Here is a 20,766-nt window from a genome sequence, read left to right on the forward strand (position 1 = left end):
GGTGAACACTGGCATAGTGTTCTGCAACACCATAAAATCAACCCAGTACCTTTACTGGAGCAAGGCATGTATTCCTACGTAGCAAGACAGCCGATCCTCGACAGAGACCTCAAAACTCATGCCTATGAGCTGCTCTTTCGCGATAGTCTGAATAATGTCTTCCCGAGCATCTCCTCCCAACAGGCGACGTCACGCCTGGTGGTCGAACAGTTTCTGCAACAAAATATCGATCAGCTGTTGGGGGGCCGCCCCTGCTTTATCAACTTCCCCCACTCACTGCTGCTGGAGGGATTGGCAGAGTGCCTGCCGCCCGAAAAAGTGGTGATTGAGATCCTGGAAGATTCCCCACCGGATGATGCCCTGCTGGAAAAGGTGAAACAGCTGCACAAGCTGGGATATCAGCTGGCACTCGATGACTTCACCATGTCACCGGATTGGGAGCGCTTCCTCCCCTTTATCCACATCATCAAGTTTGATCTTCGTGCCACCCCACTGATGCAGATCAAGGTGTTTATCCAGCGGCATCAGACGCTGGGGCTCACCTATCTGGCGGAAAAAGTAGAGGACAAGGCGGAGTTCGAGCGGGTCAAACAGCTGGGGATCCAGCTGTTCCAGGGCTTTTTCTTCAGTCGACCCGAGATGGTCAAGCAAGCCACCATGGAGCCGGCGCAAGTCGTGGTGATGCAGTTGCTCAACGTGGTCAACGAGGCAGAGCCTGATATCAACAAGATTGAGCAGCTACTCGGTCAGGATATCTCCCTCTCTCTCAAGCTGTTGCGCTATGTCAACCATCTCAAAGGTCACACCAACCCTATTTCGTCATTTCGCCAGGCTGCCATCTATCTGGGCAACACCCAGCTAAAGCGCTTTGTCTCGCTGGTAGCCGCGACCAGCGCCGGCAAGGGCAAGAGCGCCGAGCTCTACCAGATGTCGATGATCCGCGCCCGATTCTGTGAACTGCTGGCTCATGCCCACGCCCCGAGCCAGCAGGCACAACAGGCCTTTATCACCGGTCTCTTCTCCCTGCTGGATGTACTGATGGAGCAGCCGATGGACAAACTGCTCGGCACTATCCCTCTTATCGACGATATTCGGCTGGCGCTGCTGGAGCGCAAAGGCAATCTGGGTTTCTACCTCGCGTTTTGTGAAGATTACGAGAGCGCCAACTGGTCACGGGTAACGGCCAGAACAGCCCGCCTGGGGCTGAGCGAGGATAAGGTGAGTCACCTCTATCTGGCCGCCACCACCTGGGTCACGGAACAACTACTGGCGATGGAAGCCACCAATTAATTCGTTTCGTCATTCACTTCGACCGCGATAGCGGTCGCCTCCCCGCCCCCGATACAGAGCGCGGCCACGCCTCGCCGCAAACCCCGTTGCCGCAGCGCGGCAATCAGCGTCACCAGAATGCGTGCGCCACTCGCCCCCAGCGGATGACCGAGTGCACAGGCCCCTCCATGCACATTGACCTTGTGATGAGGGATGCCGACCCCGCTCATGGCCAGCATGGTGACCATGGCGAAGGCCTCGTTGATCTCAAAGAGATCCACCTCTTCCACCGACCATGCCAGACGCGCCAGCAAGCGTGAAATGGCGCCAATGGGCGCAGAGGTAAACTCGGCGGGCAATGCTGCATGGCTCTGATAACCGACGATCCGTGCCAGCACTGGTATCTGCCAGGCTTGCGCCGTGGTGCCATCCATCAATATCAGCGCCGCCGCACCGTCCGAGATAGAGCTCGAATTTGCTGCCGTAATGGTACCCTCCTTGCCAAACGCTGGCTTCAGGGTAGGGATCTTCTCCGGTCTGCCCTTGCCGGGTTGTTCGTCTTCGGCCAGCAACAAGCGTTCACTGCGATAAACGCTTGTCAGCTCGGATGCAAACGCGCCGGCTTGCTGCGCATCGCGGGCACGCTGCAACGACGCAAGAGCAAACTCATCCATGGCACTGCGGGTCAAACCGGCCAGATCGGCACTTCGCTGGGCATGTATCCCCATCAGCTGGCCATCATAGGCATCTTGCAAACCGTCGAGGAATAGGTGGTCCAGCACCTTTTGATGCCCCATCCGAAAGCCGCTGCGGGCATTATCCAGCAGATAGGGGGCACGGCTCATGCTCTCCATCCCCCCCGCGACCACCACCCTGTTGTCACCAAGGCGGATGGTATCCGCCGCCAGCATCACTGCTTTCATGCCGGATCCGCACACCTTGTTGACTGTGGTAGCAGGCGCACTATCTGGCAACCCTGCTTTCAACAACGCCTGCCGGGCTGGCGCTTGCCCCACGCCCGCCGCCAGCACATTGCCCATAAACACTTCATCGACCTGCTCCGGACGCAGCCCGCTTTGCTGTAGTGCCGCCTCGATGGCACAGGCTCCCAACTCAGGCGCAGTCACCTCTGCCAATGCCCCCTGAAACGCCCCCATCGGAGTCCGTTTTGCCGCCACAATTGCAATATCCATTTGCCTGCCTCTGTTTGTTACATGGCCATAACATAGGGGTTCTGACGCAATGGAACAAGAGTTGCAGTGCAGTTTACGTTTAGGTAAGGTGCAGACAGGATTTAGTTCGCCAAGAAGTCTGTATGAACAACAAGGATGAAGGACGGCGCTTCAGCATCAGTGAGCTGGCCCGGGAATTTGATATTACGACGCGCAGTATCCGCTTTTATGAGGATCAGGGGTTACTCAATCCCGCCCGAGAGGGACAAACCCGCATTTACAGCAAGCAGGATCGGGTTCGCCTCAAGCTCACCCTGCGCGGCAAGCGGCTCGGATTCAGCCTCGCCGAGATCCGCGAGCTGTTTGATCTCTATGATGCCGACAAGAGCAGCCGCACCCAGTTACAGACCATGCTGGGACTGGTTGAGGAAAAACGGGAGACACTGCAACAGCAGATGGAAGATATCAGGATGGTACTGCTGGAGCTTGATGCCGCCGAGCAGCGTTGCCAACAAGCCCTTAGCCAGCTGGGATAACCGCCTTGCTGGCTTATCAGGTAAGTCCCTTCAGCCTGCTCACAAGATGCCAGATAGCAAAAAGCCACTCCTGAGAGTGGCTTTTCTTCAACCTGACGGTTCGCTATTAAACGCGAACGAAGTCCAGGTGGATCAGCTTGTAACGTACCGGGTGACGCTGGATAGCTTTCACTTTTACGTTAACTTCTTCACCGTTGATAACCAGAGTCAGTACAGACTCATAGAATTCCGGCTTCTCTTGAGCCAGGATCATTTTCTTGTGGTCAACAGTGATGGACAGAGCTTCTTTACCTGCACCGTAAACGATGGCAGGAACTTGGTCAGCTTGACGCAGGCGGCGGCTCGCACCTTTCCCCAGGTCAGAACGGACTTCAGCTTGGAATACGAAAGACATAGTATGTATCTCTTTTGGATGAATTTATGGTGCTAACTGCGACCGGTCAACACCTCGCAAAACGAGCGCGAATACTACCACGGGCCAACTTCGGATACAAGGTACCGACTCTGTATTTAGCGCCCCTGCTCCAACCGGGCGAACTGCTGCTGACGCTGGGCCGGGCTCAGGGCATCAAACCGCGCCAGGGTCTCGGCGCGCGGGCAGTAGAGACCCTCCCCCGTTCTGACTCGAATGCTCTTGCCAAGCCGCGGCTGATTCTCTGCCACCAGCGCCAGCAAATAGCTGTAGGTATCGCCTCCCCGGGCACTGGATAACTGGTTGGCAATGCGCCACAGGGTCTCCCCTGCTGCGACCTGATGACACACAGTTTGTGGAGCGCCGGCCGCAGGAGCCGAGAGGGTAAGCATGGCATCACTGCCTGCGGATAAGCTAGCCGTGTGGCTGGCGAGCGCCATATCGGCGCTCGCTACTCCCTCATTTCCTTGGGTACCACTCATCCCCGCTGTGCGAAAGGTCACCCCCAGCTGAGCCAGTAGAGGTTCGCTCTCGTCGGGGTCGCTGGGTATATCAACACCACCGAACGCGTCTTGGGGTGTACGGAACTCGGCGATAAAGGGCGCGACAGGTTGCGCGTGATAATCAGGGGAACCACTCCCCTGCTGCACGATTGCACCAGCCGCAACAGCCTGCCCGGGGGCGACCCCGTAAGCCATCTCGTCGATGCGCCGCAGTCTTGCCAGATAGGTTTTGGAGAGCTGAGCCTCACCCTCGAACAGATCGAAAGGGGGGACCAGCCGGGCGGGAAAGAGGATCTGCCAGCGACCGTGCTTTTGCTTTTGGGCCAGCGGCGGAAACTGATTGCCACGCCAAGCCACAAACATCGCAGGCGGCGTGCGCGCCAGCGGGTAATATTCCGGGTTCAACTGCACCCAGGTTTGTTCCGCGATGGGTTGATAACCGCTGATCACCACCTGCGCCACACTCAACCAGCTCCCCAGCATCCTTGCCTCCCTGACTTGCGGTTTGAAGGGAGCCAGCTGACTGGCAACCCCTTCTCATTACGCTCTATCTTGCTGTTAAAACAGTTAGATAGCAGCTTAGCACTGAGCGATGGCGTTAAGCACCCGTTTATCGGAGACCGGATAAGGGGTCCCCAGATTCTGGGCAAAGAACGACACCCGCAGCTCCTCAATCATCCAGCGGATATTGACCACCTCGGCCGGGATCCGCTGGGATTTGGGGATCTTGGCGAGCAGCGCCTTGTACTCCGACTCCACGCTGTGCACTTTGAGCATGTAGACCCGATCCCGGTTGGGATCGATGGCGAGCTTCTCCAGGCGACGCTCGATGGCCCGCAGATAGCGCAGCAAATCAGGCAACCGCTGCCAGCCGGTCTCGGTGACAAAACCTTTGTGAATAAGGTTGCCGAGCTGCTGCTGGATATCGGACATGGCAAAGGCGGTATCGAGCTGCATCTTGCCCTTGAGCCGCTTCTTGATCTCATGGGACAGCGTCAGCACGGCCTCCACCTGCTTGGCCACCTCCACTACCGCATCGTTGAGCTCGGCGCGGACAAACTCCTTGAGCGCCTCGAAGCCGGCCTCGTCCCAAGCCAGCCCGCCATGCTGCTCGATCAGCTTGTCGCAGCCACAGGCGATACAGTCATCAATCAGCTCCGCCACCTTGCCAAACGGGTTGAAATAGAGCCCGAGCTTGGCCTTGTTGGGCAGCTTCTCCTGCAGATACTTGATGGGAGATGGCACGTTGAGCAGCACCAGCCGGCGCTGACCGGCCCACATCAGCTGCTGCTGCACCACCGGACTCTCCACCAGCTGAATGGCGACCGAATCCTTCTCGTCTACCAACGCCGGATAGGCCTTCACCTCGAAGCCGCCGCGCTTCTGGCTGTACTCCTGGGGCAACTCGCCAAAGCTCCACAGGGTGAGACCGGACTGCTCGATATCATCATCCGCCACTTGCGACAGGGTCTCCTGCACCCTGCCACGCAGGGACTCTTTCAATGCCTCCAGATCTTTGCCTTCCGCTACCTTCTTGTGCTTGTCGTCCACCACCCGGAAGGTGAGTTTCAGGTGATCGGGTACCGCATTCCAATCCCAGGATTCTCGGGGCACGGTCACGCCGGTCATGCGGCGCAGTTGGCGCTCCATTTCGTCCAACAGCGGCCCCTGCTCGGGATTGAGGGTGGCAAGCAGCGCATCGGCATAGTTCGGCGCCGGCACGAAGTTCTTGCGCATCGGCTTGGGCATCGACTTGATAAGGGCCACCAACAGCTCATGGCGCAGCCCGGGGATCAACCACTCGAACCCCTTCACCTCCACCTGATTCAGGAGCGGAAGCGGAATATGCAGGGTCACACCATCCGCCGCCTCACCCGGCTCGAACTGATAGGTCAACTTGAGCTTGAGGCGCCCCTGCTGCCAGAAGTTGGGGTAGTCAAGATCGCTGATGTGGGCGGCATCTCCCTTCATCAGCATCTCTTTTTCGAAGTTGAGCAGCTCGGGATCCTGCTTTTGCGCCTCTTTCCACCACTTGTCGAAGTGGCGGGCGGAGATCACCTCCTCCGGCAAACGGGCATCGTAGAAGCGGAACAAGTCCTCGTCATCCACCAGGATGTCGCGCCGACGGGACTTGTGCTCCAGCGCCTCCACCTCGGCCAGGAGCTTGCGGTTATCACTGAAGAAGCGGTGACGGGTCTCGAAATCCCCCTCCACCAAGGCGCGGCGGATAAACAGCTCGCGGCACAGCGCCGGATCGATACGGCTGAAGTTGATGGTGCGCTCGTTGACCAGGGTCAGACCATAGAGGGTCACCTTCTCCTTGGCCATTACAGCGCCGTTTTTCTTCGACCAATGTGGGTCGCTGTGGTGCAGCTTGATGAGGTGGCCTGCCAGCGGCTCCACCCACTCGGGCTCAATCTTGGCATTGATGCGAGCGTAGAGGCGCGAGGTCTCCACCAATTCTGCGGCCATCACCCACTTGGGCGGCTTCTTGAACAGACCCGAGGCCGGGAACAGGTGGAAACGGCCGTTGCGGGCGCCAAGGAACTCGGGCTTTTCCAGATCCTTGTTGCCGATATGGCTCAAGAGGCCGGTCAGCAGGGCACAGTGCACCGTCTTGAAATCCGCCGGTTCATGGTTGACTTTAAAACCCAGCTCCTTGACCGTCTGCCGAAGCTGGAAATGGATGTCCTGCCATTCGCGCACCCGCAGGTAGGAGAGAAACTCCTTCTGGCACATGCGGCGGAATGGATTGCTGCCAAGGGCATCCTGCTGCTCTTTCAGGTAGTTCCACAGATTGACGAAGGCGAGGAAGTCGGAATCCTTGTCCTCAAAGCGCCTGTGTTGCTCGTCGGCGGCCTGCTTCTTCTCCATGGGCCGCTCGCGGGGATCCTGAATGCTGAGGGCAGCGGTGATCACCATCACCTCGCTCAGGCAGCCAGTCTGCGCCGCGCTGATCACCATCTTCGCCAGACGCAGATCAAGGGGGATGCGAGAGAGCTGGCGACCGGTCTCGGTCAGCTGCAGTTTGGCTTCTCGATCGCCGGTGGCAGGCAATTCCCTCACCGCCTCCAGTTCTTTGAGCAGGGTCAAGCCATCCTTGATATGGCGGGACTCAGGCGGCTCGACAAAGGGGAACGCCTCCATGTTGCCAAGGCCGAGCGCCAGCATCTGCAGGATGACGGAAGCCAGGTTGGTGCGCAGGATCTCGGGGTCGGTGAAGGCGGGGCGGCCGTTGAAATCCTCCTCGGAGTAGAGACGGATACAGATGCCGTCCGCCACCCGTCCGCAACGCCCTTTACGCTGGTTGGCGCTGGCTTGGGAAACCGGCTCGATGGGCAGGCGCTGCACCTTGGTACGCCAGGAGTAGCGGCTGATACGGGCGGTGCCCGGATCGATGACGTAACGAATGCCAGGCACCGTCAGCGAGGTCTCCGCCACGTTGGTGGCGAGCACGATGCGCCGTCCGGCATGTTGCTGGAACACCTTGTTCTGCTCGGCGTTGGAGAGGCGAGCGTAGAGCGGCAGCACCTCGGTATCGCGCAGGTTGAGTTTGCGCAGGGCATCGGCGGTATCGCGGATCTCCCGCTCGCCGTTCATGAAGATGAGGATGTCCCCCAGCCCTTCGCGAGCCAGCTCTTCCACCGCATCGAAGATGCCCTGCAGTTCGTCGCGCTCTTCCAGCCCTTCGCTCTTGTCACTGCTTTTTTTATCAACAAATAGTGGACGGTAGCGCACCTCCACCGGATAAGTGCGGCCGGAGACCTCGATCACCGGCGCCTTGTTGAAATGGCGGGAGAAACGCTGCGGGTCGATAGTGGCCGAGGTGATGATCACCTTGAGATCCGGGCGTTTTGGTAGCAGCTGTTTGAGATAGCCCAGAATGAAGTCGATATTGAGGCTGCGCTCGTGGGCCTCATCGATGATGATGGTATCGTACTGGGTCAGCATCCGGTCATTCTGGATCTCCGCCAGCAGGATACCGTCGGTCATCAGCTTGATGTGGGTCTGCTCGCTCACCTGATCGGTAAAGCGCACCTTGTAACCCACGTAGTGGCCAAGCTCGGACTCCATCTCCTCGGCAATACGGGCCGCGACGGTGCGGGCTGCCAAACGGCGTGGCTGGGTGTGGCCGATAAAGCCCTTCACTCCACGCCCGAGCGCCAGACAGATCTTGGGGATCTGGGTGGTTTTGCCCGAGCCAGTTTCCCCTGCAATGATCACCACTTGATGTTCTTGAATGGCCTTGGCGATCTCAGCCTGCTTCTGGCTGACCGGCAGGTTGTCCGGATAGGTGACCTTGGGCACTCCGGCCAGACGGGTTTGATAGCGCGCTTGCGCGGCATCCAGATCGGCGGCGATGGTCTCCAGCACGGCTGCCTGTTTGACTTCAGGCAGCTTCTTGACCCCGTGCAGACGGCTGGACAGGCGGCGGGCGTCGAGATTCATGCAGGCAGAGAGACGGCGGCGCAGCGCCTCGATAGAGAGAGACAAGGTACGAATTCCTTAAATAGGTGCCCAAAGGGGCCATATCGATTAGCTGCGAGCGATCCTAAAGAGCGAGCGGGAACGGTGCAAGCCTTAACGTAGCGTTATATATGGGAAGACAGAGAGATTGGCCGATCCTCAAACATGACAAAACAATCATTGTAAGATGGCATAACATGAATAAATCGCAGTATATGAAATAGCCAAGGCAAGCCGAAGCTTGCCTTGGGAGAGAGAAAAACAGGGTTAACCGTGGGTGTGATGGACAAAACAGGTGGTGAGCTGGGCGTGAATGGCCTGCATGACATTGTGACGATTGATGACACCGAGCAGACGCCCCTCCTCCACTACCGGATAGATCTTCGGCTTTTGCCCCATCATCATCTCCGCCAGACTCAAAATGCTGGTATCGGGACCCACCGACAACACCTCCTTGCGCATCACATCCTTGACCTGCGCCACCTGTTCGCAGTGATAGGCCTCCTTAAGCAGCACTGCAATGCAATCCTGCTCGGAGATCCAGCCAATCAGATGGCCCTGCCCATCCACCACCGGGCCACCGAGCTGATGACTGTTCAGAAATTTCTCGACCGCAGCTTGCACCATCATGTCGGCAGTGAAGGTGATGGGTCTGCTCTGCATATAATCCTTGGCTTTTAGCGATTCCATATCTGCTCCCCTACGGTAGTCCATCAAGCTGGCGTCTTGTGCCGGTACCGGCACCATGCTCGGCTTGTTCCAAGCATAGCTGGCTCGCAGCAGTATGAGTCAGCGGCCAGCCTCTCCCTCAATGGATGGCATGATCCGGCTCGCGATCCGGAATGGCTGCCATCATCATCTGCGGCAGGTGATCGGCCAGCACCGCCACTACAGCGGGATCGACCCGCCCCTGATCCGCCAGTTGCTGCATAAAGGTCAATGCGTCACGGGCAGGCAGGCCGCGCCGATAAGGTCTGTCCTGCACCATTGCCTGAAAAATATCGGCGACCCGCAGGATCCGCGCTTCGAGCGCCATGGCGGATGCCGGCAGGTGGAACGGATAGCCCTCCCCGTCAGGCTCCTCATGGTGATAGGCCGCCCAACAGGCAATCTCTTCAAACCCTTCGATATGGCGCAGGATCTGGTAAGTCTCGAAGCTGTGGGTATTGATGATGGCCCGCTCCTCTTTCGTCAGACTGGCAGGCTTGTCGAGGATCTCGTCCGGCACCCTGAGCTTGCCCAAATCGTGCAGCAAACCGGCGATCTCCAGCATGTCACAATGGATGGCACTGACTCCCATCTGCTCGGCCAATGCCCGAGACAGCCTGCTCACACCGAGTGAATGCGTCATCGTGAATGGGCTTTTGGCGTCAACAATGCCGGAGAAGATCTGCGCCAGCGCTTTTAGCTCCCCGTTGAAGGTCAGGCAAGGCTCCCGCACCTGCAGCATCTCCAGCATGTAATCATTGATGGAGCGAGCTTCCAGCTGCAGCCAGAATGCCTCAGAGCGAGACGCCTTGAGGAAGGCATCCACCAGCTCGGGGGCAAAGAACTCGTCACGGAAATCCTGCAGGCGTGCGCGGATCTCGTTGGTATTCATCAACAATGAACCATCGCCATAGTAGGGCGCCGCCAACGCATCGCAGCGATCCACCAGAAAGATAAGGTTGGCCTGACGGGCTACATTGGGGTCCACATCGGCCATCTCGCGCAACAGGTGCCAGTGGGTATGGTGATAACGGATAGGCAGGGCCAGCGGGGCCAGCAAACGGAAATCCTTGAGCAGCTGATATCCCACCTCGCAGTGGCGCTGGGAGGACTCCCAATCGAACTCGCTGACCAGATGGTGATGGGTGATGGTCGAGGAGACACCGATATCATGCAGCACCCCCAACTCGAACAGCAGACAGCGTTCGGCCTCACTCATCCCCAGCTCCCGGCTGCACTCGGCAGCCATAATCCCGACCCGTTTACCGTGGGCCACATCGCCAATGCCCACCAGATCCAGCGAGGCTGACAGGGCATACACCACCTGCCTTAGATCCACTTGCAACGAAAAGGGGGCTGTGCCCTGCGCTCTGTCCATGATCCGGGTCCCATGCGATGTTGTCGTATCAAATTGGCGCTGTTTTATGCTTTTCCTTCTATCAACTTAGTCAATAGCCGAGCCTTTTACCTTGTTTTTATAGGCATTTATGAACCTGCGCACCTTGAAAAGACAAAGATCACAGCTGGATTTATTTGGCCGCTCCCATTCAAGTCACATTTATCCGTTCAAAAATATGCGAGCAGACTTTTTAAGTCTCGCGTAGAAGTTGTGAAGTGTCTAGGGAACTGAGAGCATCCAAACCCGCTGCTCCCGTGCTCTACACCACCAAATCATCCGGCCGTAACTGCATCAGAGTGGCGGAGTCACCCAGCCTTCCGCAACCAGTCTGCCCATAAGTCCCTCATACGCCCCCATCCTCCCCACGGGGAAGCACTGCGCGCTAACCATGCACGGCAAGGCTCAACGCATCCCATCGCAACATACCTTCCCACTGATCCAGTGTGCTTTGATAGGTATCCGCCGCGTTGTAATGGACCATGGCATGCAGGCGGGCATGATGGCCAAGTCGCTTGACCACGTCGGGCATGGCATTGAGGCTGGCCAGCACCCGCGCCAGATCGCCGGGATCGTTTGGCTGATATTTGCGGCAATTCACGTCATCGGTGAGGTGTCGATCCCACCAGGCGCCATCGGCCGGGATCACTACGCATAATCCTGCCGCCATGGCCTCCAGAATGGAGAGGCCAAACGGTTCCTGATGACTGGTGGAGACAAAAATGCCGCATTGAGATCGGATCTCGTCAAGATTGGCGGGGTTGGCATACCAGTGCGTGTCTGGCAGCTGTGGCTGAGGCTGGCTGCAGGGTTGCAGCGTGCCCTTGGGTTGCAGATAGCACACCATCAGCTCGGGGCGAGCGTCAGGGATCATTTGATGGGCGGCCAGCATGGTCTCCAGCCCCTTCCAGCGCAGCAACGAGGCCGCCCACAAAATACGAGGCCCCCCCAGGGTCGCTTTGGGCCAATCAATCTCGCTCAAACCATTGGTAAATGGCTGCCAGTGTGACGGGAACTCGGTCTCGCCAAGCCGGGCCAGCAATGCCGCCAGGGAGCTGCGAGTTGATTCGAGATAAAACACAAAATTCGCCCGTTGCAAGGCCCTGGCAGAGAGCCCCGAGCACCCCACAGGGCCATGGATCAGCTGAACCACCCGGCACCTCAACCAGCGGGCCGCCCAGTAACAGCAGAGATCCACTCCCGGCCCGGACGCCGCCACCAGGCACTTCACCTCCCCCAGACGCAACACCAACCAGAGGATCAGCAAGGTCTGCCACCCCTGTTTGAGCAGATAGCCGATGCCGGACTCCCGCCCCTTCAATATGTGGGGCAGCCAAAGAGGATGATGCTGACAACGGGACCAGGAGTCGGGATCCTGGGTCAACACATGGCATGTGAGCCCGGGCATTCGCTTGGCCAACTCATCGAGCAGCACTTCGGTCGCAACCTTGGAGCCACCGCGAAACGGGATGGGATCCACAACGATGACCTTTCCGAACACCGTCTCAGTTTGCATGCTCATCTTGCTGCTCCCTTACTCTGGCACCTTGCGGCGGCCAAACCCCAGTTGCACTTTTTGCGCCACTTTTGCCATCCCACTTGCCAGCATATTGCGCCCTCTGGCAAAGAGTCGTTGCCCCGCCCAATGAATGAGTGGTCGGAAGGGTGTGGAGGCCGTGGCGTGCCAACGACCAGCCAGCGCGGCGTCCCACACCGCCGTGACTCCGTCAACATAGCGCGCCACAGTGAACAACTGTGCGGCACGCAACTGAGCGGCCCGCCCCATTTCACATCGGCGCTGCGGATTGCTCAATTGCCGCCAGTGATCAGCCATCTCGGCCCAATCCCCCGGGGTTGCCAGCAAACCGGTCACCCCCTCTTCCACAACTTCGGGGATGCCGCCCACTCGGTAGGCACTGACCGGGAGCCCCAACATGCCCGCCTCCGCCAACGTCAGACCAAACACCTCCTCACGGGCTCCGGAGACCAGCAGATCCACCCCGCCTCGCAAGATAGCGGCACTGTCTGGTCGCTCGCCGAGAAAGTGGACCCGCTCGGCCACCCCGAGCTCGACAGCCAACGCCATCAATGCTTCCCGCTCCGGACCGCTGCCAATGATCAGCAACTGAGCCTCCTCCCCCGATGCCATCAGGGCAGCCAGCGAGCGGATCAGCAGATCAATCCCCTTGCGTTTGATCAATGATCCGACGGTTGCGATGATCATATCCCCCGGTGGCAAGCCCAGCATGCCGACGACCGGCCAGTGAGCACCGCCATTCAGGCGAGCGGCATCCACCCCGTTGGGTACCCGGATCAACCGATCGGCCGCGCAGCCATCCTGGCGCCAACCGGTCAACACCGGCTCGCTCACCCCGATCAGCACGCTTGCCTGATGAACCCGCAGGCTGAATCTGTCTCTGGGCTGGTAACGGGCATGGAGGTGGCACACCAGCGGTACCTGCAACGCCCGACAGACCCCAACCAGCCACTGACAAGGGGCCGCGCTGTTTGCATGCACCAGCCCAATCTGCCGCTCGGTGATGAGCTCTCTGGCTCGCCGGGAGAGGCACCGATGGGCCGCAAGATCAAAACGGGGCGCCTGCCATCCCAGCAGCAGGCTGAACGGCTCGACCATGGTTTCTACCCCGAGGGTGGCCGCCTCTGCCGCCAGCGTCGGGCTATTGCACCAGAGCAACGGCGTAAACCGGCTGCGATCGAAGTGGGCCAGCAGATCCAGCAGGCAGCGTTCGCTGCCGCGGATCCAGTCCTCTCCGTAGTGAACCAGCAAAACAGGGGTTGCGTTCATCCTCTTGCTCCCTTTGGTGGCACTGCCGGCAACCGGGTTGCCTCCTGATGCTCCTCAGCGGTGGCCTTCACCTCTGTGGCCGCCTGCTGCACGTACTTGATGGCGGCGACGGCCAACGCCAACTCCAGATAGATGGGCCAGGTAAACCCCTGGGTCAGGAAGGATCCCGAAATCACAAACCCCACCATGCTGGCCATCACCCCCTGCATCGCCGTGATCACTGCAGGAGGCATGCCAGCAAGCTGGCAACGCCAGCAACTGCGCAGGGTCACCGTCACCATGCCGATAAACAGCGCCAGCCCGACAAAGCCGGTTTCAGCCAGCACCCCGAACCAGGTGGAGTGCACCGCATGATTGAGTCCATCCCAATGGGGGCTGTAGAAGAAGTAGTTGTAATAGAAATTGGACAAGCCCACCCCCACCAGCGGATGGCCCAGCGCCATGCCCCAGGCCGCTTGCCAGGCGTAGATCCGCCCCATGGCCGAGGCATCGACCCCACTCTCGGCGGCACCGCCAGATGCCCGGTCGCTGATCCCGGCAGCGGCAAACAGCACCACCAGCGCGACCATCCCCATCGAGATCAACAGGGTTTTCGACTTCACCCGCTGCCAGGCAAACAGGCCGCTGACCGCACACACGCCAAGCAAGCCGCCGCGGCTCTGAGTGGCGATAATGGCGGCCGCAGTCAGCGCAAAGCCGAGCCCACCCAGTAAACGCCCCCCCACCCCATTGCCCTGATTGAGCAGCAAGCTCAGCGAAAAACCGGCAGGAAAGAGCAGCACCAGCGCCAGATCGTTGGGATCCCCCAGCACAGAGCCCAGCTCGCGCCCTATGGTCACCCGGGAGCCCTCCACCAGCCCGATCCCGCTCGCCTTGTTGTAGAGGGCCACCAGCGCCACCAGACAGCCCGCCACAACAAAGGTGCGCACCGCCAGCGCAAAATCCCCCGGAGTGCGCACCAGCCAGGCGGTGGCCAGGGTCATCAGATAGATCTTGCTGTAGCTGCCGGTCCAGGTGGCGATCGCCTCGCCCCGGTTGCTGGCAAACAGCACACCGATGGAGACCATCACAAAGAAGGCCGTCAGCCAGCTCAGGGCTGGACTCCAGTAGGGCTTGATCCGGCCGGTCAGCAAAATGTGCCAGACCAGCGCGCCGATGGCTGCCAGCGAGAAGAGCAGCGGGATCTTGAGGGGATAGAGCTGGGGGAACACCTCATGCAGCCGAAAGAAGGAGAAGGTGACAAACCCCAGCACCATCAAGAAGGGCCAGCGCAGGGCAAACCAGATGGCGGGAATGGCAAGACCGAGCACCGGTAGCAGCAAGGGATGGGGCAGCCGCCACCATAGCAGGGCCAGCACCAGACAGATGGCGCTTGCCCAGATGGCTGGCGTTAGACGAGCCATGATCCTGCCCACCATTGGCCGAGCCAGACCATCGCCAGCGCCCCAAGCGAACTGGCCCAGAGGGTGGAAAGGCGATACGGCAGCGGCAGCAACCGCTGGCTCACCAGATAAAAGGCCAGCGCCCGCACCAGATAGACCAGCAGCAGGGTCCAGATCACCCCGGCAACCCCGAAGGGGGGGATGGCGAGCAGAAAGCCTGCGACCCCAAGAGCGCTGCAGCCCAGATTGATCACCATCTGGGCATTGCTCTTCTCGCCGCTGAAGCAGCCGACATTGAGCAAGTCCGAAACATTGCGCACCGCCATACCCAGCACCAGCAGCGGAATATAGGCGATCGCCCCGTGATAGCTCTCCGGGGTCAGCCAGCGAATAAGCAAGGGGGCGGTAAGCCCGACAATCCCCGCGGTGACAAACCCCAGCACCGACCCCATCACGCTGTAGTGGGCATTGAGTCGCAATCCATCCGGCTCGCGCAGCAGCATGAAACGGCGGGGATACCACCAGAGGGCAAAGGGTTGCAGCAACAACCCCACCGCCAGCGCCAGCTTGCCCGCCACCGCGTAGTAAGCGAGCAGCGCCTCCCCCACCACATCGGCCAGCAACCAGCGATCCAGTCCGCTCAGGGCAAAGCCTGCCAGCCCGCTCACCACCAGGGGCAATCCATAGCGCAGCAGCGGTCGATAGTGCTGCCAGTCAAAGCGGATCCCGCTATCTCGCCACTGCCAGAGGCTCAGCAGCAGTGCCAGTGCAACACAGGTCAGGGTGCCGGAGGCCAGCACCCCGCTCACACCCCAGCCGAGCCAGAGCCACCAGCCGGTCAGCACCGACTGGATCACCGCCTTGCCTGCGGTCGCCACGAAAAAGAGCCGCGCCTGATTGCGCATCCGCAGCCATGCCAGCGGCACGCCGATCACCCCTTCAAACGGCAGGGCGCAGAGCACCCAGCGCACATCCGCAAGGCGGGTTTCCACCGGCAGCCAGGCTTGCACCAGAGGTGCCAAGAGCCAGAGCAGCACCAGACTGGCCAGGGCGATCAGCCAGACCAGACCAAACATGCGGGCCACCACCTGCTGGCGCTCCTGCTCATCTTTCGCCAATCCGGCAAAGCGGTAGAGGGCATCCACCAGCCCGAAGCCCAAAATAAGGGAACCCAGATTGATGAGGGTGAGCAGCACCTCCAGCTGGCCGTATTCGCGAGGCAGCAGCTGATGGGTCAGCACCGGCAGCATCAGCAGGGAGATCCCCTTCATCAAGAGCAAGCCACCGGCGTAATAGAGCATGGCAATCTGGTTCACACCAAGTTTCATAGGGCCTCCCAGCCACCCGAAGCATCCTGCTCCGGGTCAGCTACCGCTAATGCAAAGCCCACGCCACTCACTCCCGCCCTGAAGCGATAGTCCCTCTGTGCGGCTTAACCGGCCTGAACAAGCCCAGAATGAGACTGGCATTTGCGTTTTGCACAACGCTGGCTGCAAATTGCACCGACCGGCGCAATCTGCCCCTCCTCTTAGCCCCATTTGGCCCGATCTAGCTGGGGTCGTCCTGTTGGCCCGATCCCTGCTTTCTGCATAGCGAGCAACGGACTGCACCAGAGGGAGAGGCCGCCATGAACACCATCAACCTGCACCGGATGAAAAGCTGGGCCAAACAGGGGGAGACGCCACTGGCCCGCCGGGTATGGCGACTGGCCAAAAGTGCCCGCCACTGGTCATGCCCAGTGATCCCTCCCCTGCACCGGCTGCTTTATCGGCTCTATCTGCTGGGCAGCAACGCGCTGGCGACCCTGACCCGCACCCTCTGGTGGACCCCCTTGTTTCAATCTCGCCTCACGGCCCCCGCCCCGCGCCTCTATCTCTATGGCGGCATCCCCTATATCAGCGGTCCGGTCACCATCGAGATCGGTGCCGACTGCCGCCTCAGCGCCGCCATGACCATCAGCGGCCGGGCATCGAGCCAGACACCAAGGCTGGTGATTGGCCGCAATGTCGGCATTGGCTGGCAGACCACCCTGGCGGTGGGCAGCAAGATAGTGCTGGGGGATAACGTCCGGATTGCTGGCCGTGCTTTTCTGGCGGGGTACCCGGGGCATCCCGTCAATGCCCGCGATCGCGCTCTTGGCAAACCGGATCGCGATGAACAGGTGGGGGCCATTGTGCTGGAGCAGGATGTCTGGCTAGGCACCGGGGTGATGGTGATGGCCGGTGTCACCATAGGCGCCGGTACCATTGTCGCCGCAGGCAGCGTCGTCACCCGGGATCTGCCTGCAGGTGTGCTGGCAGCGGGTGTACCGGCTACCGTACTGCGCCCGTTGCAGCCACAAGATCACAGCGACCTCGCACACGCTTCGGAGACCTTTGCATGAAACCACACTCACTGCCGCAACTGGTGGTATTGGGAGAGGATTGGGGCCAGCACCCCTCCAGCACCCAACACCTGATCAAGCGTCTGTTGCCCGATTATCAAGTGCTCTGGGTCAACTCCATCGGCATGCGTTGCCCCCGCTTTACCCTTCATGATCTCACCCGCATCGTCCGCAAACTGGGGGCGGTGCTGCGCGGCGCGCGCCAGGCTGGCGGCCAGTCGGTTGCGCCATCAGAGGTCAGCAGCCCCCGGGTTCTGCCGCCGCTCGCCTTGCCGCTGCCGGGTAGTCGGCTGGCGGGCAAGATCAATGGCCACTGGCTGGCGGCGCAGATCCGGCGTCAGCTGCCCGAGCTGGATCGCCCCCTGCTCTGGATCTCCCTGCCCAGCGCCGTCGATCTGATTGGCAAGCTCGAAGAGCGGGCGGTGATCTACTACTGCGGCGATGACTTCTCAGCGCTGGCGGGGGTGGATCATCAAGCCATCGCCCACTGCGAGGCCCGACTGGTGGAAAAAGCCGATCTCATTCTGGCCGCAAGCCCCGCGCTGGCCAGCCGCTTTCCCCCCCATAAAACCCGGCTCCTCAGCCACGGGGTGGATCTCGAGCTGTTTATGCCCCCCAGAGAGCGCCCGGCGGATCTCCCCTCCGGCCGTCCGATTGCCGGATTTTACGGCAGCCTGAGCGACTGGATTGATATTTCCCTTCTGGCAGAGACGGCCGCCGCCCTGCCCCACTGGGATCTGGTGCTGATTGGCCCGGTCCAGACCGATATCTCCCCCCTCAAGGGGCTCCCCAATATCCATCTGCTGGGGCCCCGTCCCCATCACACGCTGGCGGCCTATGCCCAGCACTGGCAGGTGAGCCTGCTGCCCTTTGTCGACAACGCCCAGATCCGTGCCTGCAATCCGTTGAAATTGCGCGAATATCTGGCCGCAGGGCGACCCATCGTCAGCACCGATTTTCCGGCCCTCGATGGCTATCGGGATCAGATCCAGCTCCCCCACGATGGGGAGAGCCTGGCCCAGGCCATCAATCGGGCCGCCTTTGATCAATCCAATCCGGGCTGGTTTCAGGAGAGTGGCTGGGAGGGGCTCACCCACAGCGAAGGGCGCCACACGCGCCAACAGCAGGTGGCCCTGCAAAGCTGGGATCACAAGGCTGCCGAGCTGAACAACTGGTTGAAGGGGCTGCCCGGATGAGCAAAGGGCTCTGGCTGGTTATCCTGCTCTGCGCCAATGCAGCAATGGCCACCACCCGGCTGGAGGGGCTGACCCCGCTGCCCCTGACTGGTAACCAGACACCCCAGCGGCTCGATCTGAGCACCCACAACTGGCCAATAGGCAGCGATGATGAACTGGTGATCGAGGGCCATAACCCCAGCGCCCACCCGCAAACCCTGATCCTGCGTATCGACGACGAGGCCTCGGTCAACTACCGCAGCCGGGTCAATCTGGAGCGGATTGTCGCACCCGGCCCCTTCACCCAGCGCTTTGCCTTGAGCGAGTGGCGCACCAGCCAACCCAGAGCGCTGGCGTTGGACAAACTCACCAAGCTCTATCTCTTTATGGCCGATAACGCCCCCTCCACGACCATTCACCGCTGGTACTGGGTGCCCGGTCTGACCCTGCCTAAGGGCACCATTGCGCTGGATCTGGGGGCCTCCACCGCCCCCCGCTTTACCGGCTTTGAGCCCCTGAGCCCGGGGGATCCCCGGCTGCTTGGCCATCCCACCCCCATCTTGCGCCCCTCCGGCGATGCCCTGGTGCGCGATGGGCTGCGCAATCTGGATGGCGTACGGCTGGAGGTCGCCAAAGGACGCTACCAGCTCACCCTCTGGCTCGATGATCCCGGCGAGTGGGAGTACCTCCCCCACCCCTTCGAGCGCAGCGTGCTGGTCAATGGCGAGCCCATCTGGGCCGAGCAGTGGCAACCGCAGGAGTGGCTAAAGCAGCGCTATCTGGCGGGACAATCGCGCGAAGCACTGCCAAACCCGGATCCCTGGCAGCTGTTCGGGGCACGACAGGGCGGCCCGGTCCATGTCACCCTAAACCACCCAGGCGGCCCGCTCACTATCACATTGGTGGGCCACTCACCGGATGCCAAATACCTGGCAGGGCTACTGCTTGCCCCCTATCCGGCCCCCACCAGCAAAGAGGCTCTCCCAAATAGTGGAAAAGATCTCGCCGTATTGGCCGACGCTACCGCAAGCGTGCTGACCAAGCAGCGCCAGCTGTTTTTGGAAAAGTGGACTCTGGCCCCCTATTCCCCAGCCCCAGCTGCGCAGCAATTGATCCTCACGCCGATTACGGATGCCGCCCCCACCCTGCAGATCGCTCCGCTATCTGCGGCCGATGCGTTGCAGCAGGCTGCGCAACCCGTGCTGGCCGCCCGTGGCAGCCAGCTGTTGCTGGAGTTTGCCATCCACGCCGCCACCGACGATCCGGCCCCCTTGCTGGTGATCCAGCCCCCTGAGCAGGCAGGATCGCCACTGGCGCTGACCCCCTATTACGGCAAGTGGCATCTGATTCGCCCGCAGGCGAGTGGCACCCTGTTGGCTCCCTCGGATCAGGAACTGGTCGAGGGGGTCGCCGGGCTCACCCTGCTGGCAGGGGTACCTCGGCGTCTGGTGTTGCAGATCACCATCCCCCGCGATGCGCCTGCCGGTCGCTATCTCGGCAATATTCAGCTGCTGAGCCAACAGCAACTGGTGCAGTTGCCACTAACTATCGAGGTGCTACCGCTGACCCTGCCCGCGGCCAGCAAGCCGGTCGGCATCTATGTCGAAGCGCCCCCCTATCTGAACTGGCTGAGCCCCGACCCCGAGGCGCTAAAAGAGCAGATCGCCGCGGCCAGTCGCTGCGATCTGGAGCGGCTCGCCAAACTCGGGATCAGCGGCCTCTCGCCCGCCCTGCCACAGGATGAAGCGGGGATGCGGGAGATCATGGGAGAGGCGGCCGGGCTCGGCTTTGTGCCGCCCCTGCTGGCCTATACCCCGCTCAAGCGCTGGGGGAGCGACCCTGCCAGCCAGCTCGAACAGTGGCAGGCGCGGCAACAGGGGCTGACCACTAGCGGCTTGCCCCCGCTGGCATGGAGCTTGTTTGATGAGCCGGATCTCGCCACCCTGCCCGCCATCACCACCCTGGCGCGGGAGATGAAACGGCGGGATCCGGCGGTGATCCGCGCAGGTCACTTCAACCACCCGGGTCAGGCTGGTCTGCTGGCAGAGGTGGAGATTGCCCTGATCAACGCAGGCTTTGGCGCCGACAAGAGCGATGTGGCGCGAGTGCGCCAGCACAAGGTCACCCCCTGGTTTTACAATCTGGGCACCCCGAGAGCCGCCGGGTTTTACCTGTGGCAAAGCGGCGCCGAAGGCTATTTGCAGTGGCATGGCCGCATGCCGACCGCCCTGCCTTATGACCCCACCGACGGGCGGGAGAGCGACTTTATGCTGCTCGGCCCGCAAGCCTGCGAGGCGCACCGCCTCTCTCACGATCTGTTACTGTTGCAGCAAGCCATCGAGGATCTGCGCTGGCTCGCCTGGCTGGAGCAGGAGGCCAGCTATCAGGTGGAAGCCGCCCTGCTGCTGGAGCGCCTGCGGGATCAGCTGCCGACCCGCTGGCAGGTGGCAGAGCAACTGCCCTCTGCCGCCTGGATCCAGTGGCGCCGCGAGATTGAACAACTGGCCAAGGGATTGAAAACATTGCAAACTGGTGCCAACTCATCCTCCTGAAGTGA

General features: G+C 60.8%; 15 protein-coding genes. 5 read left to right on the forward strand and 10 right to left on the reverse strand.

The window, feature by feature from the left end:
• Positions 1 to 66: 66 nt before the first annotated feature.
• Positions 67 to 1,290 carry an EAL and HDOD domain-containing protein gene (locus tag I6L47_RS03530; RefSeq protein ID WP_005333249.1) on the forward strand — a complete coding sequence of 408 codons (1,224 nt, stop codon included), beginning with the start codon at positions 67 to 69 and terminating at the stop codon, positions 1,288 to 1,290.
• On the opposite strand, the gene I6L47_RS03535 is transcribed toward I6L47_RS03530, so the two are convergent.
• Complete coding sequence (locus tag I6L47_RS03535) at positions 1,287 to 2,462, reverse strand: thiolase family protein (protein ID WP_216948676.1); 1,176 nt, start codon at positions 2,460 to 2,462, stop codon at positions 1,287 to 1,289. The two genes, I6L47_RS03530 and I6L47_RS03535, sit on opposite strands and share 4 nt — an antisense overlap.
• Positions 2,463 to 2,584: 122 nt before the next feature.
• On the opposite strand from I6L47_RS03535, the gene I6L47_RS03540 reads away from it, so the two are divergent.
• Positions 2,585 to 2,977 (forward strand): MerR family DNA-binding transcriptional regulator, encoded by a 393-nt coding sequence (locus I6L47_RS03540; RefSeq protein WP_005360322.1) that lies wholly within the window; start codon positions 2,585 to 2,587, stop codon positions 2,975 to 2,977.
• A 106-nt stretch (positions 2,978 to 3,083) separates the two neighbouring features.
• Here the strand turns inward: I6L47_RS03540 and rplY are convergent, their stop codons facing one another.
• From rplY to I6L47_RS03585, 9 genes are all read right to left on the reverse strand, one after another.
• Positions 3,084 to 3,371 (reverse strand): 50S ribosomal protein L25, encoded by a 288-nt coding sequence (gene rplY / locus I6L47_RS03545; protein WP_005333252.1) that lies wholly within the window; start codon positions 3,369 to 3,371, stop codon positions 3,084 to 3,086.
• Between the two features lie 116 nt (positions 3,372 to 3,487).
• Positions 3,488 to 4,375: a hypothetical protein gene (locus I6L47_RS03550; RefSeq protein ID WP_216948677.1), complete on the reverse strand. Its 888-nt coding sequence runs from the start codon at positions 4,373 to 4,375 to the stop codon at positions 3,488 to 3,490.
• Between the two features lie 96 nt (positions 4,376 to 4,471).
• Positions 4,472 to 8,386: an ATP-dependent RNA helicase HrpA gene (hrpA, locus tag I6L47_RS03555; RefSeq protein ID WP_216948678.1), complete on the reverse strand. Its 3,915-nt coding sequence runs from the start codon at positions 8,384 to 8,386 to the stop codon at positions 4,472 to 4,474.
• A 240-nt stretch (positions 8,387 to 8,626) separates the two neighbouring features.
• Complete coding sequence (locus tag I6L47_RS03560; protein ID WP_005333273.1) at positions 8,627 to 9,049, reverse strand: CBS domain-containing protein; 423 nt, start codon at positions 9,047 to 9,049, stop codon at positions 8,627 to 8,629.
• 118 nt (positions 9,050 to 9,167) lie between these two features.
• Positions 9,168 to 10,445, reverse strand: a complete 1,278-nt coding sequence (locus I6L47_RS03565) for an HD-GYP domain-containing protein (protein ID WP_216948679.1) — start codon at positions 10,443 to 10,445, stop codon at positions 9,168 to 9,170.
• A gap of 403 nt (positions 10,446 to 10,848) precedes the next feature.
• Positions 10,849 to 11,985 carry a glycosyltransferase family 4 protein gene (locus I6L47_RS03570; RefSeq protein ID WP_216948680.1) on the reverse strand — a complete coding sequence of 379 codons (1,137 nt, stop codon included), beginning with the start codon at positions 11,983 to 11,985 and terminating at the stop codon, positions 10,849 to 10,851.
• A 12-nt stretch (positions 11,986 to 11,997) separates the two neighbouring features.
• Positions 11,998 to 13,269, reverse strand: a complete 1,272-nt coding sequence (locus tag I6L47_RS03575; RefSeq protein WP_216948681.1) for a glycosyltransferase family 4 protein — start codon at positions 13,267 to 13,269, stop codon at positions 11,998 to 12,000.
• Positions 13,266 to 14,672 carry an O-antigen ligase family protein gene (locus I6L47_RS03580; protein WP_216948682.1) on the reverse strand — a complete coding sequence of 469 codons (1,407 nt, stop codon included), beginning with the start codon at positions 14,670 to 14,672 and terminating at the stop codon, positions 13,266 to 13,268. The genes I6L47_RS03575 and I6L47_RS03580 overlap by 4 nt, the downstream gene beginning before the upstream one ends.
• Positions 14,660 to 15,979, reverse strand: coding sequence for a lipopolysaccharide biosynthesis protein (locus I6L47_RS03585; RefSeq protein WP_136501736.1), 1,320 nt, complete (start codon positions 15,977 to 15,979; stop codon positions 14,660 to 14,662). Before I6L47_RS03585 ends, I6L47_RS03580 begins: the two co-directional genes overlap by 13 nt.
• A 299-nt stretch (positions 15,980 to 16,278) precedes the next feature.
• Between I6L47_RS03585 and I6L47_RS03590 the strand changes: the two genes are divergently transcribed.
• Genes I6L47_RS03590 through I6L47_RS03600 form a run of 3 tightly spaced genes read left to right on the forward strand, consistent with a single transcriptional unit; the run spans position 16,279 to position 20,761 of the window.
• Positions 16,279 to 17,034 carry an acyltransferase gene (locus I6L47_RS03590; protein ID WP_040069217.1) on the forward strand — a complete coding sequence of 252 codons (756 nt, stop codon included), beginning with the start codon at positions 16,279 to 16,281 and terminating at the stop codon, positions 17,032 to 17,034.
• Positions 17,031 to 18,230: a glycosyltransferase gene (locus tag I6L47_RS03595; RefSeq protein WP_216948683.1), complete on the forward strand. Its 1,200-nt coding sequence runs from the start codon at positions 17,031 to 17,033 to the stop codon at positions 18,228 to 18,230. The genes I6L47_RS03590 and I6L47_RS03595 overlap by 4 nt, the downstream gene beginning before the upstream one ends.
• Positions 18,227 to 20,761, forward strand: a complete 2,535-nt coding sequence (locus I6L47_RS03600) for a hypothetical protein (protein ID WP_216948684.1) — start codon at positions 18,227 to 18,229, stop codon at positions 20,759 to 20,761. The genes I6L47_RS03595 and I6L47_RS03600 overlap by 4 nt, the downstream gene beginning before the upstream one ends.
• Positions 20,762 to 20,766: the final 5 nt, after the last annotated feature.

Source organism: Aeromonas sp. FDAARGOS 1417 (assembly GCF_019046985.1).
GTDB classification, from domain to species: domain Bacteria; phylum Pseudomonadota; class Gammaproteobacteria; order Enterobacterales; family Aeromonadaceae; genus Aeromonas; species Aeromonas veronii.

Excerpts from the sequence above, each read along its gene's own strand:
- I6L47_RS03530 (WP_005333249.1), top strand. The coding sequence starts at position 67 with ATGTATTCCTACGTAGCAAGACAGCCGATCCTCGACAGAGACCTCAAA.
- I6L47_RS03535 (WP_216948676.1), bottom strand. The coding sequence starts at position 2,462 with ATGGATATTGCAATTGTGGCGGCAAAACGGACTCCGATGGGGGCGTTT.
- I6L47_RS03540 (WP_005360322.1), top strand. The coding sequence starts at position 2,585 with ATGAACAACAAGGATGAAGGACGGCGCTTCAGCATCAGTGAGCTGGCC.
- rplY (WP_005333252.1), bottom strand. The coding sequence starts at position 3,371 with ATGTCTTTCGTATTCCAAGCTGAAGTCCGTTCTGACCTGGGGAAAGGT.
- I6L47_RS03550 (WP_216948677.1), bottom strand. The coding sequence starts at position 4,375 with ATGCTGGGGAGCTGGTTGAGTGTGGCGCAGGTGGTGATCAGCGGTTAT.
- I6L47_RS03560 (WP_005333273.1), bottom strand. The coding sequence starts at position 9,049 with ATGGAATCGCTAAAAGCCAAGGATTATATGCAGAGCAGACCCATCACC.
- I6L47_RS03565 (WP_216948679.1), bottom strand. The coding sequence starts at position 10,445 with ATGGACAGAGCGCAGGGCACAGCCCCCTTTTCGTTGCAAGTGGATCTA.
- I6L47_RS03570 (WP_216948680.1), bottom strand. The coding sequence starts at position 11,985 with ATGAGCATGCAAACTGAGACGGTGTTCGGAAAGGTCATCGTTGTGGAT.
- I6L47_RS03575 (WP_216948681.1), bottom strand. The coding sequence starts at position 13,269 with ATGAACGCAACCCCTGTTTTGCTGGTTCACTACGGAGAGGACTGGATC.
- I6L47_RS03580 (WP_216948682.1), bottom strand. The coding sequence starts at position 14,672 with ATGGCTCGTCTAACGCCAGCCATCTGGGCAAGCGCCATCTGTCTGGTG.
- I6L47_RS03585 (WP_136501736.1), bottom strand. The coding sequence starts at position 15,979 with ATGAAACTTGGTGTGAACCAGATTGCCATGCTCTATTACGCCGGTGGC.
- I6L47_RS03590 (WP_040069217.1), top strand. The coding sequence starts at position 16,279 with ATGAACACCATCAACCTGCACCGGATGAAAAGCTGGGCCAAACAGGGG.
- I6L47_RS03595 (WP_216948683.1), top strand. The coding sequence starts at position 17,031 with ATGAAACCACACTCACTGCCGCAACTGGTGGTATTGGGAGAGGATTGG.
- I6L47_RS03600 (WP_216948684.1), top strand. The coding sequence starts at position 18,227 with ATGAGCAAAGGGCTCTGGCTGGTTATCCTGCTCTGCGCCAATGCAGCA.